General features: G+C 41.9%; 20 protein-coding genes and 1 pseudogene. 14 read left to right on the top strand and 7 right to left on the bottom strand.

Annotated features, from left to right (window positions below; all coding sequences use genetic code 11):
* The first annotated feature begins 14 nt into the window (after positions 1-14).
* From CWC04_RS13070 to CWC04_RS13045, 6 genes are all read left to right on the top strand, one after another.
* Positions 15-629: a YigZ family protein gene (locus CWC04_RS13070; RefSeq protein WP_024032141.1), complete on the top strand. Its 615-nt coding sequence runs from the start codon at positions 15-17 to the stop codon at positions 627-629.
* Positions 630-679: 50 nt separating this feature from the next.
* A complete protein-coding gene (locus CWC04_RS13065) occupies positions 680-2131 on the top strand; it encodes a TrkH family potassium uptake protein (protein ID WP_004588045.1) in 1452 nt (483 codons plus the stop codon).
* 29 nt (positions 2132-2160) lie between these two features.
* On the top strand, positions 2161-2823 hold the full coding sequence (locus CWC04_RS13060; protein ID WP_004588044.1) for a PilZ domain-containing protein: 663 nt from the start codon (positions 2161-2163) through the stop codon (positions 2821-2823).
* A 463-nt stretch (positions 2824-3286) separates the two neighbouring features.
* The gene (locus CWC04_RS13055; protein ID WP_004588043.1) at positions 3287-3499 is read left to right on the top strand and encodes an EF-hand domain-containing protein; all 213 of its coding nucleotides are present in this window, start codon (positions 3287-3289) and stop codon (positions 3497-3499) included.
* Between the two features lie 129 nt (positions 3500-3628).
* Complete coding sequence (locus CWC04_RS13050; protein WP_004588042.1) at positions 3629-3841, top strand: EF-hand domain-containing protein; 213 nt, start codon at positions 3629-3631, stop codon at positions 3839-3841.
* Positions 3842-4019: 178 nt separating this feature from the next.
* Complete coding sequence (locus CWC04_RS13045; protein WP_138685629.1) at positions 4020-4235, top strand: EF-hand domain-containing protein; 216 nt, start codon at positions 4020-4022, stop codon at positions 4233-4235.
* Between the two features lie 86 nt (positions 4236-4321).
* Here CWC04_RS13045 and trkA read toward each other — a convergent pair whose 3' ends face one another.
* The 4 genes from trkA to def form a co-directional block, all read right to left on the bottom strand.
* The gene (gene trkA, locus CWC04_RS13040) at positions 4322-5698 is read right to left on the bottom strand and encodes a Trk system potassium transporter TrkA (RefSeq protein ID WP_004588040.1); all 1377 of its coding nucleotides are present in this window, start codon (positions 5696-5698) and stop codon (positions 4322-4324) included.
* 75 nt (positions 5699-5773) lie between these two features.
* Positions 5774-7069: a 16S rRNA (cytosine(967)-C(5))-methyltransferase RsmB gene (gene rsmB, locus CWC04_RS13035; RefSeq protein ID WP_138685628.1), complete on the bottom strand. Its 1296-nt coding sequence runs from the start codon at positions 7067-7069 to the stop codon at positions 5774-5776.
* Positions 7062-8015 carry a methionyl-tRNA formyltransferase gene (gene fmt / locus CWC04_RS13030; RefSeq protein ID WP_138685627.1) on the bottom strand — a complete coding sequence of 318 codons (954 nt, stop codon included), beginning with the start codon at positions 8013-8015 and terminating at the stop codon, positions 7062-7064. The genes rsmB and fmt overlap by 8 nt, the downstream gene beginning before the upstream one ends.
* Before the next feature lie 21 nt (positions 8016-8036).
* Entirely contained in the window at positions 8037-8543 is a 507-nt protein-coding gene (gene def / locus CWC04_RS13025) for a peptide deformylase (protein WP_004588037.1), read from the bottom strand.
* 119 nt (positions 8544-8662) lie between these two features.
* On the opposite strand from def, the gene CWC04_RS13020 reads away from it, so the two are divergent.
* The 6 genes from CWC04_RS13020 to hemF all read left to right on the top strand — a co-directional run bounded on the left by CWC04_RS13020 (position 8663) and on the right by hemF (position 13592).
* Positions 8663-9784, top strand: coding sequence for a LysM peptidoglycan-binding domain-containing protein (locus CWC04_RS13020; protein WP_138685626.1), 1122 nt, complete (start codon positions 8663-8665; stop codon positions 9782-9784).
* Positions 9785-9815: 31 nt separating this feature from the next.
* Positions 9816-10907, top strand: coding sequence for a DNA-processing protein DprA (gene dprA, locus CWC04_RS13015; RefSeq protein WP_004588035.1), 1092 nt, complete (start codon positions 9816-9818; stop codon positions 10905-10907).
* 1 nt (position 10908) lies between these two features.
* Entirely contained in the window at positions 10909-11382 is a 474-nt protein-coding gene (locus tag CWC04_RS13010) for a DUF494 family protein (RefSeq protein ID WP_004588034.1), read from the top strand.
* A 97-nt stretch (positions 11383-11479) separates the two neighbouring features.
* The gene (locus CWC04_RS13005; RefSeq protein ID WP_004588033.1) at positions 11480-12055 is read left to right on the top strand and encodes a DNA topoisomerase family protein; all 576 of its coding nucleotides are present in this window, start codon (positions 11480-11482) and stop codon (positions 12053-12055) included.
* Between the two features lie 21 nt (positions 12056-12076).
* Positions 12077-12640, top strand: a complete 564-nt coding sequence (gene tsaC / locus CWC04_RS13000) for an L-threonylcarbamoyladenylate synthase type 1 TsaC (RefSeq protein WP_004588032.1) — start codon at positions 12077-12079, stop codon at positions 12638-12640.
* A 1-nt stretch (position 12641) separates the two neighbouring features.
* Positions 12642-13592: an oxygen-dependent coproporphyrinogen oxidase gene (hemF, locus tag CWC04_RS12995; protein WP_138685625.1), complete on the top strand. Its 951-nt coding sequence runs from the start codon at positions 12642-12644 to the stop codon at positions 13590-13592.
* Between the two features lie 93 nt (positions 13593-13685).
* On the opposite strand, the gene CWC04_RS12990 is transcribed toward hemF, so the two are convergent.
* Complete coding sequence (locus CWC04_RS12990) at positions 13686-14123, bottom strand: group II truncated hemoglobin (protein ID WP_138685624.1); 438 nt, start codon at positions 14121-14123, stop codon at positions 13686-13688.
* 53 nt (positions 14124-14176) lie between these two features.
* Between CWC04_RS12990 and aroE the strand changes: the two genes are divergently transcribed.
* Together aroE and CWC04_RS12980 are read left to right on the top strand one after the other, a co-directional pair.
* Positions 14177-15001 (top strand): shikimate dehydrogenase, encoded by an 825-nt coding sequence (gene aroE, locus CWC04_RS12985; RefSeq protein WP_138685623.1) that lies wholly within the window; start codon positions 14177-14179, stop codon positions 14999-15001.
* Positions 14998-15258 carry a DUF1488 family protein gene (locus tag CWC04_RS12980; protein ID WP_024031321.1) on the top strand — a complete coding sequence of 87 codons (261 nt, stop codon included), beginning with the start codon at positions 14998-15000 and terminating at the stop codon, positions 15256-15258. Before aroE ends, CWC04_RS12980 begins: the two co-directional genes overlap by 4 nt.
* On the opposite strand, the gene CWC04_RS12975 is transcribed toward CWC04_RS12980, so the two are convergent.
* Both CWC04_RS12975 and CWC04_RS19755 read right to left on the bottom strand, forming a co-directional pair.
* Positions 15241-15777 (bottom strand): gamma carbonic anhydrase family protein, encoded by a 537-nt coding sequence (locus tag CWC04_RS12975; RefSeq protein ID WP_138685622.1) that lies wholly within the window; start codon positions 15775-15777, stop codon positions 15241-15243. The genes CWC04_RS12980 and CWC04_RS12975 overlap by 18 nt on opposite strands.
* Before the next feature lie 108 nt (positions 15778-15885).
* Positions 15886-16067: pseudogene (locus CWC04_RS19755) on the bottom strand (hypothetical protein); the annotation flags it as partial.

Here is a 16067-nt window from a genome sequence, read left to right as displayed (position 1 = left end):
ATTGAGCTTTAATTATGTCTGAATATAAATACCCCGCCGATGATGTGTTTCATCAAGAAGAAATTAAAAAAAGCACCTTTATAGTTCATATCGCGCATACGCCAGACCTACAGGCTGCTAAAGCATTTATTAAAAGCATTGAAGAAAAGTACCCAGATGCTCGTCATAATTGTTGGGCGCACGTAGCGGGTAACCCAGGCGGAAGTCATGTTTATGGTTTTTCTGATGATGGCGAGCCAAATGGTACCGCAGGAAAGCCCATGCTTAATGTGCTGGTGGGTTCTGGACTTGGCGAAATTACTGCGGTTGTCACCCGTTATTTTGGCGGTATAAAGCTGGGCACCGGTGGGTTAGTGCGTGCCTATGGTGGGTCGCTTAATAATGCACTTTCGCAGCTAAAAACGGTGACTAAAGTACCGAGTATCGAGATTGTAGGCCAAAGTGAATACAGCATGCAGGGCGCAATAGAGCAATTGTTAAAAACCAATTATCAAGTACTTAATATAGAAAAACAATTTACTGCTAATATTGAATGGGTTATTACTATTGATAGCCGCCAAGCAAAACAGGCCATTAAAGATATTTTTGATTTAAGCCATGGCGCAGTTGAGTTAACTATCAAAGAGTAAGACAATAACTTACACACTTATATTTACTAATAATAAAAGCGATAAGCTACATGCAATTTCGTACCATCATAAAAATCCTTGGCCAACTTGTTGCGCTGTTTAGTATTACCATGGTGCCGCCTGCGGTGGTGTCTTTATTTTATAAAGATGGTGGTGGTGTTCCCTTTGTATTAGCGTTTATATTTAGTGTGGTTATTGGTTTAACAGCTTATTACCCAAACAGGCATGAAAACGGCGACTTAAAAGCACGCGAAGGCTTTTTAATTGTTGTACTGTTTTGGCTGGTACTAGGGGCGTTTGCATCGTTACCGCTGATTTTTTTACAAGAACCTAATTTGTCTATGGCCGATGCGGTGTTTGAGGCCTTTTCTGGCCTTACAACCACTGGGGCCACGGTACTTACCGGAATTGAATACCTGCCTAAGTCTGTTTTGTTTTATCGCCAGCAATTACAGTGGTTTGGCGGTATGGGTATCATTGTACTTGCTGTTGCTATACTGCCCATGCTTGGGGTCGGTGGCATGCAATTATACCGAGCTGAGATCCCAGGCCCAGTAAAAGATTCAAAAATGACCCCCCGTATTGCCGATACCGCAAAGCACCTTTGGTACATTTATGTGTCGTTAACGGTAACCTGTATGTTGGCGTATTGGGCGGCAGGTATGGAGTGGTTTGATGCTATATGCCATGCGTTTTCTACAGTGGCGATTGGCGGTTTTTCTACTTACGATGCCTCAATAGGGCACTTTGATAGCCCTGTCATTAACTTTATATGTGTTTTCTTTTTAATTATTGCTGCGGTTAACTTTTCACTGCATTACGCGGCGGTAGCCAGTCGTAATATTCAGGTATACATTCGCGACCCTGAATTTAAAGTTTTTTTACTGATACAGTTAGCGCTGGTGGTGATTTGTTTTACGGTGCTCTCATCTAACGAAATATTTGCCGATGGTGATGAAACCCTCGATCAGGCTTTATTTCAGGCGGTGTCTATGAGTACCACAGCCGGTTTTGCCACCGATAACTTTTCTACTTGGCCGCTGTTTTTACCTATATTGCTTATTTTTTCGAGCTTTATAGGTGGCTGTGCAGGTTCAACCGGTGGCGGTATGAAAGTTGTACGCGTGTTTTTACTTTACCTACAAGGCATACGTGAGCTTAACCGCTTAGTTCACCCACGTGCTATATACTCTATTAAGCTTGGTCGTAAAGCCCTGCCCGATAAAGTAGTTGAAGCGGTTTGGGGGTTTTTCTCAGCGTACGCATTGGTATTTATTATTATAATGCTGGCGCTAATGGGAACCGGCATGGATAACATTACCGCGTTCTCTGCTACAGCGGCATGTTTAAATAATTTAGGCCCAGGCTTAGGTGATGTTGCCTCGCATTATGGGGCGGTGAGCGATGGTGCCAAATGGCTATTAACCATTGCCATGGTATTTGGTCGCTTAGAAATATTCACCTTACTCGTGCTATTTACGCCGACCTTTTGGCGTGGGTAATAATATATAAATGATGCTTAGGAACAGGCATGCCACATTCTAATTTAGATAAATTACACCAGTTAACAACAGGGCGATTGGTCGACTTGGAAATTGTTACGCCTACCAGTAGTAAACGCGTAAAAACAGAGTTTATTGGCTTGCTAGAAAATAAATTTATTATTTTAAATTACCCAAGTTCAAAGCGTTTACCTGCTGCAAGTGATTACCTACGTGACGGTGTAATGGTGGTGGTAAGAGCGGTTATAGAAGGCAGTGGCGGACAAGTAATAGCATTTAGGCAGCAGCTTATGTCGGTTGCCTCACACCCTGCTAGGCTCATTTTTATTAATTACCCTACGCAAGTGCAGTTATTTGCACTGCGCGCGCAAACACGCATACCTACCTTATTACCTGCAAAATTAACTCTCAGTGACGATAGAGTACTTGAAGGGGTGATTAAAGACATCTCGCTTACCGGGGTGATGTTTGATGTACGCGGCGATCAAAACGATGAAAATATTAAAGATATGCAATGCACGGTGACGGTTGATACCAACAATAAAGCATTTACTGGCGAAATATGCAGTGTAAAAGAACACGCCGCAGGAGTTAATTGTGGTATTAAACTTTTAGCCAGTGAAGATGAAATGAAGGCATTTATGAAAGAGCACTTTATCGATCCCGCGATGCTTGAGCTGCCATTAGAATAAGCACTTTCGCTTAATAGCAACAAATGGCCATTTTTTACTTGAGTGGCAGTCATATTTTTTAAAACTTCACAAAATAATTTTTATTTTCTATAAAAATCAGCTGTATAGATTAGTTTTACGAGTGAGTTATTTTAATACGTTAGCTCCCCTCACGGCTAAAATTTAGTCTCTTTTTTCGATAAATCTTCATCCTTACAATTTACGCCGAAAATTGTAGCTTTTTTCTCTTATGTAACTAGCTGTTTTTATTGTATTTAAAAACTTAGCTTTACCCTTTGTTGCTAGTTTGCAACATAAAATCCCCGCAAATTTATCAAAAATAGCCAAGTGCTCTTTTAACTAATTGAAATTAATGAGCTTTTAAAACTTGGCATTCAAGTTGTAATAGTCTGGCTGTACTGAACAATAACGTGATTTAAAGTAAAACACTTAATCGCACACATATACTTGAAGGAATTATATTATGAAAAGCATTAATAAAACTTTAGCACTTATCGCCCTTGCTTCATCATCAGCGGCATTTGCAGCAACCGATTTTGATACGTTAGATGTAGATGGCAGCGGCACGATTAGCAAATCAGAGGCATCAATTGATGCAAAACTGATGAGCATGTTCTCAGAATTAGATACTGACCAAGATGGTGAGCTATCAAAAGAAGAATTTTCAGAAGCTTAAAGTGTGGTAACAATCCTGAGTTGCCAATGACAACCTAAGTAGGCAAGGGAGCTTACGAAAAAGGATTACAAGGATTGCGTACACCACGTAGTGAACTTAACTAATTTGTTTATATTGAAGGATTAAATTATGAAGCATTTAAATAAAGCACTCGCATTTATGGCTATTGCCTCTTCTTCTGCTGCATTTGCAGGGACTGATTTTGACACGCTAGATGTAGATGGCAATGGCGCCATCAGCCAAGCTGAAGCATCGGTTGATGCGGATTTAATGGCTGAGTTTGTTGAGCTTGATACCGACGGAAATGGTGAGCTTTCAAAGCAAGAGTTCTCTAAATACTAGGGTGTGATGATCTTTGCCAATTGAGCGCAGGGCAGCGCATGTTCACTTAGCAAAGAGTCATTTGCTCTAATCCAATGTGCATTAAAACTTAATAATGCACATTGGCAAAAGCACTTTTTAGTTAATTTTTAAACCCATGGATCTTAGAAAAGGATTTCCTCTTAATTAGGACACAACTATGAAAACATTAAATACAGCACTTGCCGTTATCGTATTAGCTTCTTCATCAGCGGCGTATGCTGCAGTCGACTTTGCCTCGTTTGATGCCGATGGTGATGGTGCAATTTCAAAGCAAGAAGCGCAGGTAAATTCACAGCTAGTGAATATTTTTGACCAGCTAGATACTGATGGTAATGGTGAAATTTCTGAGCAAGAGTTTTCAAAAGTACAGTAATTAGTAAGCTGCTAAGCAGGGTTGCCTAGCATTAAAAAAACATACTCCACTAAAGCCGCCTTAGTCAGCGGCTTTTTTGTGTTTAACTATAAAAATATAGCGCTAACTTGGAATAGCTTTTCTACTACGTTGATATGCTTTTTATCGATTAAAAACATAATAACGTGATCACCAGACATAATAACGGTGTCGTCGTGGGCAATCAGTACGTCGTCATTACGTACAATAGCGCCAATCGTTGTACCTGCAGGTAGCTTGATATCGGCAATCGCACGGCCAACTACTTTTGATGTGTTTTCATCGCCATGGGCAACGGCTTCAATGGCCTCTGCCGCGCCTTTACGTAACGAGTACACATTAACAATATCGCCACGGCGTACGTGTGTAAGTAGCGCCGAAATAGTTGCTTGTTGTGGTGATATAGCAATATCTATTTCACCCCCTTGCACTAAATCTACATACGCACCACGCTGAATAAGCACCATGGTTTTTTGTGCGCCCATGCGTTTTGCAAGCATGGCCGACATTATATTTGCTTCATCGTCGTTGGTTACGGCAATAAACACATCAACTTGCTCTATGTGCTCTTCAGATAGTAGTTCTTGGTCTGAGGCGTCTCCACAAAACACGACGGTGTTATCTAGCATTTCAGAGAGTTGCTCAGCACGCTCTTTACTGCGCTCTAGTAACTTAACGCTGTGGTTTTTTTCCAGTGAGCGAGCAAGGCCTGCACCAATGTTACCACCACCGGCTATCATAATTTTTTTGTAAGAACGCTCAAGCTTTTGTAGCTCGTTCATAACTGCGCGAATATGCTTAGTGGCAGCAATGAAAAATACTTCATCGTCCGCTTCTATTACCGTGGTGCCCAGTGGCTTTATAGCTTTACCTTGGCGATAAATTGCTGCTACACGGGTTTCTACATTCGGAATATGCTCTTTTAAAGCAGAAAGCGCATAACCCACTAATAAGCCACCGTAGTAAGCTTTTACAGCCACAAGAGAGAGCATGCCATCGGCAAATTGCAGCACTTGCAACGCGCCTGGGTAATCTATTAAACGGCGAATATATTTGGTAACAAGTGCTTCGGGGGCAATATAGTGATCAACCGGGAGGTCATCGTTATGAAATAGTTTTTCGCGGTATTTTAAATATTGCTCTGATCGGATACGGGCTATTTTAGTTGGCGTATTAAAAATACTATACGCGACTTGGCACGCCACCATATTAACTTCATCTGAGCTGGTTACCGCAATAATCATGTCGGCGTCTTCAGCACCTGCACGTCTGAGCACATCTGGGTGTGCACTGTGCCCCGTGACCCCTTGTAAGTCGTACTTATCTTGTAGCTCTCGTAAGCGGTTGCCGTCTATATCAACAACGGTTATTTCGTTTTGTTCGCCAACTAAGTTTTCAGCAAGCGTACCACCGACTTGTCCGGCACCGAGTATGATTATTTTCATTATTTACCCGAATTACTGTTTAATTAAAAAAATAGCCATTTACTGTTTAATAAATGGCTATTGAGTGTACGGCTATTAGGCTTTTTTAACTAGCTTAGCGTAATAAAATCCGTCGCTTTCACCTGGTAGTAATTGTAAACCAGGGTTGGTAACTGTGTCGTTGTCGTGCAGTGGTATATGCTCAACGTCACTATTATTAGCTAAAAATTTAGCGACTTGCTGTTGGTTCTCTTGCGGCAGTACCGAACAGGTTGCGTATATCATTGTGCCGCCTGGTTTAAGTAGCGGCCAAATGCTATTGAGTATATCGCTTTGTAGTGTGGCTAAATCTTCAATGTCTGATGCGCGGCGAAGCCATTTAATATCTGGGTGGCGGCGTATAACACCGGTTGCCGAACAAGGGACATCTAATAAAATGCGGTCAAACTGTTGCTCATCCCACCAGGTGTGTGGCTGCGAAGCGTCTGCACAATGTAGATCTGCGCCTAAACCGATACGGGTTAAATTTTGTTTAACACGTTCTAGGCGAGTAGCGTCACTATCAAGTGCTAATACTTCTGCATCGGCAAGCTCTAATATATGACATGTTTTACCGCCAGGTGCTGCACAGGCATCTAAAATGTATTCATCAGCTTGAGGTGCTAAAAAGCGTGCGGCTAATTGCGCTGCGGCGTCTTGTACAGAGCAGGCGCCCACATCAAATTCTGGCAACGAAAATACATCACGCGGTTTAGCTAGTTTAATACCATCAACAAACTCAGGGTTTAACGTGTGCTCTATATCGTTAGCCGTTAACATTTCGCTGTATTGTTGCGTGCTGTATTGGGCTTGATTGACACGTAACCACATAGGGGCTTGTTGTTGGTTTTCTTCAAGAAGCGCTTCCCAGTTGTCTGGGTAGGCAGCTTGCACTTGTTTAATAAACCAATTTGGATGGTTATATAAACACACTGGTATTTGCTTGGCTTTTTCTTCAAGCTCGCTTTGTTGGCGCTGAAAACTACGCAAAATAGCGTTGATTAAGCCTTTTAAGCCTAATGCACGCATTTGGCCAAGGGCATTAACGGTTTCAGAAATGGCGGCATGCGGTGGCACGCGCATATGCTGCAGCTGATAGATACCGACATACAACAAAAACTGAAAAATACGACGCTTACCTTTAAGTGGCTGCTCTACTAAATGTTGGCAGTAGTTTTCAAGGCTAGGTAGGTAGCGCAACACGCCGTAACAAATTTGCTGTAATAGCGCTTTGTCTTTAGGGGGCAGCCCTTGGCTGGCAAATGGTAGCTCTTGATTTAGCGAAGCGCCTTTATCAACCACGTTATATAAAGTTTCAGCGGCAAGCGCACGTACGTTTTGAACATTACTCATTGTTTTCGCCTAATACGGTGCCAGGAGTTACCCAGTCACTGCGACCGTTTAAAAAGTCGCTAATTGCCATTGGTTTTTTACCTTGGGGTTGCAGCTGTGTAATACTTAATGCCTGCTTGCCACACGCCACTACAATGCCGTTTTTATCGCTTGATAAAACAACGCCCGCACGGCCTGTTTGCTCCACGACTGAGGCTTGGTAAATTTTTACGCTGTGCTCACCCATTTGAGTAAAACACACTGGCCATGGATTAAATGCACGAATATTACGCTCAATTTGTACGGCATCCATCGTCCAATCAATATTCGCTTCCTCTTTTGAAAGCTTTTTAGCGTAATTTGCCAACTCGTCGTTTTGCGGCTCTGCTATAAGCTCGCCATTGGCTAACTTATTAATGGTTTGAACAAGTGCTCTGGGACCAAGTTCAGCCAGTTTAGTGTATAAACTGGCACTGGTTTCATCCGCAGCAATAGGGCAGCGGCTAATGTGCAGCATGTCGCCGGTATCAAGCCCTTCATCCATTTGCATTATGGTTACGCCGGTATCTTCATCGCCAGCCCAAATTGCGCGCTGTATAGGCGCAGCACCGCGCCAGCGCGGTAAAATAGAGCCATGCACATTTAAACACCCTAAGCGTGGTGCCTCTAAAATGGCTTTTGGTAAAATTAAGCCATAAGCCACCACAATCATGATATCGGCATTTAAGCTTTTAAGCTCAGTGAGTGCGTCTTCATTTTTTAATGATTGTGGCTGAAAAACAGGTAGTTCATGTTCAAGCGCAAGCGCTTTTACTTCACTGGCTTTTAATTTTTTACCACGCCCAGCAGGGCGATCTGGTTGGCTGTAAACACCAACAATTTGGTGTTCGCTTTGAATTAACGCTTGTAGGTGACGAGCGGCAAAGTCCGGCGTACCGGCAAATATAATGCGTAGTGGTTTTGTCACTGAGTTTTCCTAAGGTGCTTATTACTTCGCGGCAAATTTAGCTTCTTTTTCAAGCTTTTTGCGAATACGTTGACGCTTTAATGGCGATAGGTAATCGATAAATAGTTTACCTTGTAAGTGATCTAGTTCGTGTTGAATACAAATAGCTAATAGCTCATCTGCATCTAGTACAAATTCTTCACCATTTTCGTTAAGAGCAGCAACGGTTACGGTTTCAGCACGGTCTACTTTTGCGTAAGAGTTAGGCACTGATAAACAGCCTTCTTCGCTAATTGTTGCACCATCTTTTTTAATAATTTGTGGGTTAATTAAAACCAGTGGTTCGTCGCGTTCTTCTGATACGTCGATCACCACAATACGTTGATGAATATCAACTTGTGTAGCAGCTAGCCCAATGCCGTTTTCATCGTACATTGTCTCTAGCATGTCTTTTACAATTTGGCGAACGTTGTCATCAACCTGTGCAACTTCTTTTGCTACCGTACGTAAACGCTCATCTGGAAATCTTAAAACTTCTAACCTAGCCATAGTTACCTTTTTACACTTGTGCTTAATTTAGGGTATTGTATGCTCTTATTTTAGCCATTCGCGTTCCCCTTTAACAGGTTTTGGTCAATAATAATGAAAAAACAATACAAGGAAGCCCAATGAAATCTCAATTGGCTGCAATTATGTTTGCACTAAGTACTGCTTTTCCTGCAGTCGCTGATGTTTTACAAATAAAAAAAGATGCTCCAAAACAATATGTTGTAAAAAAAGGCGATACCCTTTGGGATATTTCCGGCATTTATTTAGAAGAACCGTGGCTGTGGCCAGAGTTGTGGCAAATGAACCCGCAAATAGACAACCCGCATCTAATTTACCCAGGCGATGCACTCGCGTTAGTGTTCGACGCCGACGGTAACCCGCGTTTGGTGATTAATAAAGCGTACAGAAAGTTATCGCCGCAAGGGCGTATTACACCAAAAGGCAATAACGCCATTACCACTTTGCCACTTGAAATAATTAAACCTTATTTAAGTTATGAGCAAGCGATTAACAGCGATGACATAGATGATAAGCCGTATATTTTAGGGGCAAACGAAAATACTAAAACGCAAACTCTCGGGCATATTTTATACGTTAAGGGCGATTTAAAAGTACATAAAGCGTATGCTATTTATCACAAAGGCGAACCTTACATAGATACACAAACCGGTGAAGAGCTAGCTACTCGCGCTACTTATGTCGGTATGGCTCGTGCATTTAGAACGGGCGATGAAAGCAATGGCGTACCATCGTCTTTAAGGGTTGAGTCAGTTAAACAAGAAATACAACAAGGCGATTTTTTACTCCCTGCTATGCAAGGCCAAATGTTACCAGCGTACTTTAATATGCATCGTCCTAAGCAAAGTGTATCCGGCAGTGTTATTGACTCGCCGCGCCAAGTAAGAGAATTCAGCACAATGGATGTAGTGGTGCTAAACTTAGGTGCTGAGCAACAAATTGAAGTTGGTCATATCCTCGATTTAGAACGCCAATCACCCACCGTTATTGATGGCCCTCGGGGACCGCGTTATCCAGAGGATTCGAGCAAATTTGAAAAGCTTTTATCTGATGCAGGTGAATTATTTGGCAGCGAGCCAGATGAAGACACCACAACATGGACAATGCCACATGAAAAAGTGGGTGAGTTAATTGTATTTAAAGTGTATGACAAAGTGAGTTATGCATTAATAACAAAAAATCAGCACCCAATTCGCGTTGGAGATAGTGTAGTAATTCATTAAGTTGTAGCGAGTCGGTGCTCTAGGAGAGAGCATGGATCAGTCATCTGGCAAGCTAGCCCACTGGCTTGCCTTTTATATGTGTAAAGGCTTAGGTATTAAAACACTGTTAGCCTTATCACATACTCACCCCCTCGAATCATTATTTGATTTAAACCAAAGTGAATTACAACAGCTTGGCCTTACCCAAAACCAAGCCTGCAACTTACTCAATACCAATTGGCAGCAAGTAAACCATTACGAACAACAAATACAGCAGCTTAATATTACTGTGGTGTGTATTTTTGATGCGCTATACCCAAACGAGCTAAAACACATAGCCAGTGCCCCTTTACTGTTATTTTGTAAAGGCGATATATCGCTGTTATCTAGCCCGCAAGTGGCTATTGTTGGCAGTAGAAACGCGACCCCTACTGGGCTTGAAATAGCTTCGGAGCTTGCTTATCAGCTTACTTTAGCCGGTATTACTGTTACCTCGGGCATGGCGCGGGGAATTGATGGTGCCGCGCACAAAGGCGCATTGGCCAATAATGGCAAAACAATTGGTGTATTAGGGACTGGGGTTGATATTTACTACCCCAAACGCCATAAATTATTAACAGACCAAGTATTAGAGCATGGCTTATTAATAAGCGAGTTTTTACCGGGTACCGCCGCTAATGCGCATAACTTTCCACGCAGAAACCGTATTATATCAGGGCTGTCTTTAGGCGTGGTTATTGTAGAGGCTGAAATTAAAAGCGGTTCATTGATCACGGTACGTTACGCTATTGAACAAAATAAAGAAGTGTTTGCAGTACCTGGCTCTATTAAAAACCCTTTATCGCAAGCGAGTCATTTTTTAATAAAGCAGGGCGCTAAGTTAGTCGAAAATGTAACAGATATTTTGGATGAGGTGAGCTTTTCTTATCAAAGCGGTCTATATAATAAAGAGGAGCCTGTAAACAAACAGTCACAGTGTGAGGTGTTAAATAGTATAGGGTATGAGGTAACCAGTGTTGATGAAATTGTACGTCGTGCCAAGTGGCCAATTGATAAAGTGCTGGCAAGGTTGCTCGATTTAGAGTTAGACGACGAAATAGAGCGAGTGTTAGACGGGTATATAAAGCTAAGCACAGGAAGGTAATATGTTTGATATTCTCATGTATCTTTTTGAAAACTACATTCACAGTGAAGCCGATATTTATATTGAAGAAAACGAGCTTACCGATGAATTACTTCGCGCGGGCTTTAATAAGACCGAAATTTTTAAAGCGTTAAACTGGCTTGAACAATTGGCCGATTTACAACGCAGCGACGAGTCGCCCTATTTAATTACAAAGCCTCACCAAGCAATGCGCATTTTTACCGATAGCGAATGCAAAATGTTAAACGTTGAATGCCGTGGCTTTTTGATGTTTTTAGAGCAAATAAGGGTCGTTAACAGTGTAACCCGTGAAATGGTTATGGACCGCCTAGCCGCATTAGATAAACCTTATATTTCGCTCGATGACTTAAAGTGGGTGGTGCTTATGGTGTTATTTAACGTACCTGGCTCAGAAGAGGCTTACGAGCAAATGGAAGACCTTATATTTGACGAACCCACCGAACTTCTACATTAAAATTGTATGCCAAACCACTTAAACATATATGCACAGCTTGTATCTTTAAGTGGTTTGGGTATATTAGGCGAAAATTCAGCAACCCATTAGGAACCTCATGAGTAAAATCGACCATTCGCTTTTCTCGGCGGATAAACACGCCTTAGAAAAAGAATACGAAGTCTGCCCACAATGTGGTTCTGAATTAGTGATCCGTAACTCTAAAACAGGTCCGTTTTTGGGTTGTGCTAGTTACCCTAAATGCGACTTTATTCGTCCATTAGCGCATCACGACAGCAACGAAATAAAGGTTCTTGAAGATTCAGCCTGCCCACAGTGCACAAAACCGCTGGTGGTTAAAAACGGCCGTTATGGTATGTTTATTGGGTGTACAGGGTACCCTGAGTGTCATTATATCGCCCACGATGACGAACCTAATAATAACGATGATGAATTACCTGGGTGTCCTAAATGTAAAAAAGGGCAGCTAGTTGCACGCAGCAATAAATTTGGTAAAACGTTTTACTCATGCGATTGTTACCCAAGCTGTAAATATACTCTAAATAACAAACCAATAGCCAAGCCATGCCCTAAGTGCGATTGGCCGCTTGTTATTGAGAAAAAAATGGCCAATGGTACTGTGCTACAGTGCCCACAAAAAAGTTGCCTGCATAAACTTACCACTACTGATTAATATAAATTTCTGGAGCATATTTTGTCAGACCTTTCTACATTGCCTACGGCTATATCTTGCTTAGAACAAGGTGAAGTTATTTTATATCCTACTGAAGCTGTCTATGGTTTAGGGTGTGATCCAGATAATCAGCAAGCTGTTGAGAAGTTGCTAGAAATAAAACAGCGTCCCGTTGAAAAGGGCCTTATTCTAATCGCCGATAACTACGGCCAGTTATTAAAGTATGTTGACGATGTAAAGCTGCCAATGGACAAACGCGCTGATATTTTTTCTAGTTGGCCCGGTGCTATTACCTGGGTAATGCCTGCAGCTAAAAATACGCCTAAATGGTTAACAGGGCAGTTTGATACGATTGCCGTTCGGGTTACTGATCATCCAAGTGTTAAGCGCTTATGCCAGCAATTAGGCAAGCCTCTTGTCTCTACTAGTGCTAATTTAACCGGACAGCCAACGGTAACAAGTATTGAACAAGCCAAGCAGCAATTTGCAGATAAGGTAGGCTGTTACATTGATGAGCCCTTAGGGGGCAACACGCAGCCAAGCACAATTAAAGACGCCATGACTGGCAAAGTATTTAGAGGTTAATATGCAAAGCGAATTATTGGAACAAGTAAAAGCGTATTTTATGGCTTTGCAAGACACCATTTGCCAAGGTTTAGAGCAGGCCGATGGCAGTGCAAAATTTGTAGAAGATAGCTGGCAACGTGCCGAAGGCGGTGGCGGGCGTACGCGTGTTACCACTAACGGCAATGTAATAGAGCAAGGCGGCGTTAACTACTCGCATGTTTTTGGTGCATCTATGCCGGGCTCTGCGACCGCTCATAGGCCTGAGCTTGCAGGGCGAAGCTTTCATGCATGTGGTGTTTCATTAGTTATTCATCCAAAAAACCCACATGTTCCTACAAGTCATGCCAATGTACGCTTTTTTATAGCTGAAAAAGAAGGCGAAGAGCCTATTTGGTGGTTTGGCGGAGGGTTTGACTTAACGCCTTTTTACCCCGTTTTTGAAGATGTACAGCATTGGCACCAAGTCGCACACGACATTTGTGCACCATTTGGTGAACAAGTGTATCCAAAATACAAAACGTGGTGTGATGAATATTTTTACCTAAAACATCGCGACGAAACACGCGGTGTAGGCGGCTTATTTTTTGATGACTTAAACGAGCTAGGGTTTGAGCAGAGCTTTGCATTTATGCAATCGGTTGGTAATGGTTTTTTAGATGCTTACTTACCTATTATTGAGCGTCGTAAAAATGATGAATACACGCAACAGCAGCGTGACTTTCAATTGTATCGCCGCGGTCGTTACGTAGAATTTAACCTTGTGTGGGATAGAGGTACTTTATTTGGCTTACAAAGCGGTGGGCGCACAGAGTCTATATTAATGTCGATGCCACCACTGGCGCGTTGGGAGTACAATTATAAGCCCGCGCCCGACAGCGCAGAGGCTAATTTGTATCAATACTATTTACGTCCACAAGAGTGGCTAAGCAATAAACCTACTGATTTGATAGCCAGAGAGTGGCAGTTATAAATATTAAATTAAGGTAGGAATTGTTTAATCCGCAAAGGTCAATAAACCCTAATAAAAGGCGCTTAACAGCGCCTTTTTGCTAAGCCGTTACAATTAGTGCTCATTAATCATATGGGTGGCAAGTTGTCCAAAAGACTGCTTTAATCCTTCGCGCAGTAGGGGGTTGTCTACTTCTATATCGAGCGTTTTATTCATGCAATACATCCACTGATCGCGCAGGTCTTTATTTATAGTAAAAGGCATATGGCGTTTACGCAGCATAGGTTGGCCGTGTTTTTCAGTAAATAGGCTAGGTCCGCCTAACCAACCTGATAAAAACTCAAAAAATACTTGGCGAATTCTATCTAATGGCAGAGGATGCATATCATATAATGGTTTGGCGTATTCATCGCTGGCCATTATGTCGTAGAATCTATTAGCAATAGCACGGGTACCTGCTTCTCCACCAATAATTTCATACGGTGTTTTCTCAGGAGTGGGCGCTGGTTGCTCAGGAGCTGGTTTAGATTTTGAAAAAAGTCGTTTAATCATATTACTTATCATCGTTAATAGGCAGTGTATAGCTGCAAAGAGGTTGCTTTAAAATGGACAAATATGCGGTTTTTGGAAATCCAATCAAACATTCAAAATCCCCCGCGATACATAAACAATTTGCTGTATCTTTGGGTGAGCAAATCGACTACCGCGCAATATTAGCACCTATCGATCACTTTGAAAAAACAGTAACCACCTTTTTTGAGCAAGGCGGTATAGGTGCCAACGTTACTATGCCATTTAAAGAGCAAGCGTATGCCATGGCTGATGAACTCACCCCACTTGCTAAAATTGTTGGTGCAGTTAATACACTTAAAAAACGCGATGATGGCACTTTATTAGGCGATAACACCGATGGCGTGGGCTTTGTTAATGATTTACTTGCCAATGAAGTGACAATTGCCAATAAGCATATTTTAATTATTGGTGCTGGTGGCGCAGCAAGAGGGGTAATACTACCGCTACTTGAGCATAACCCAGCTGAAATAACGATTGTTAATCGCACGGCAAAAAAAGCGCAAGACTTAGCGCAACTATTTGCTGAATATGGCAAGGTAACAGGCTATGGGTTTGATACATTACCAGTAAGCAATTACTCACTTATCGTAAATTCTACCTCTAGTAGTATGAACAACGAGTTACCAGCACTTGACGAAAAACACCTAAGTCAGTGCGCAGTGGCATACGATATGTTTTACTCCCAGCAAAATACCGTATTTATGAACTGGGTTGCAGAGCATAATAACCACGCTAAGCTGTTAGATGGCAGTGGTATGTTAGTAGGCCAAGCCGCACAGTCATATTATGTATGGCGTAATAAAATGCCCGCCATACTTCCTGTTGTTAAAGCACTAAAACAAGGCATGCTTAAATGAATCAAGCCATACAGTTTATAGATAGACTCGAGTTTAGAGAACCTTCCCACCAACTAGTCTTTTTTGCACAAGTAACAGGGATGCTGGTGGAGTGTATTATAGATTTACGAAAGCTAGGGCTTCAAGATGAAAGCCATGCAACGCAGCATTTTGATAAATACCGATTTGATTACGAAGAATGTGCCGAGCAACTTATAGAAGATGAAAGTTATAACTCGGCAGGGCAGATAGAAGTGAATCTAGTTGATCTCTGCTAAATACTCGTCTTTTAATTGCACATAGTTATCTGCAGATACTTTTAAAAAGGCAAGCTCTTGCTCTGTTAATGGGCGAGCTTGCTTTGCTGGACTACCAACATATAAATAACCAGACTCCAATCGTTTATTTGGCGGCACTAATGACCCCCCACCAATAATAACGTCGTCCTCTACTATTACATTGTCCATTACAATAGCGCCCATACCAACAAGTATACGATTTCCAAGCGTACATCCATGCAGCATCACCTTGTGTCCTACTGTCACATCATCACCAATAACAAGTGGGTAACCATCTGGGTTACTTTTAGTCGCACGTGATAAATGAAGAACACTACCGTCTTGTATATTTGTACGTTCACCAATACGTATATAGTTAACATCTCCTCGCGCTGCCACTAAAGGCCATACGCTACAGTGGTCACCAATAGTAATATCTCCTACCAAAACAGACGATTCATCAACATAAACAGACGAATTAAAAGAAGGAGTCACACCTTTATAAGAACGGATAGCCATATATATACCTTTTAAATACCAGTTATAGTCGCTTGAGTGTAACAGCAACACTTAAATATAGGCCAGAAAAGGCCTGTTTTGATTATAAAACTACCAGTTATAGAGGGTTTAGTTCACATATTGACCGAACAGTGCTTTTTTTTGGTTTTTCTTTAAAAAAGTGCTTGCGTAAAAATCTGTTCTCCCTATAATGCGACCCCACTGAGACGGGGAACGCCAACGCATAGCGAGGAAAGAGCTGCTCACAGAGTTAAGTAAAACTTCGGTTTTAAATCTTCTAAAAAGAAAGT

The sequence above is a fragment of the Pseudoalteromonas sp. S2893 genome (assembly GCF_005887105.1).
GTDB classification, from domain to species: Bacteria; Pseudomonadota; Gammaproteobacteria; order Enterobacterales; family Alteromonadaceae; genus Pseudoalteromonas; species Pseudoalteromonas atlantica.
The sequence above is the reverse complement of the archived record's forward strand: the minus strand, read 5'-3'. Positions and strand labels throughout refer to the sequence as shown.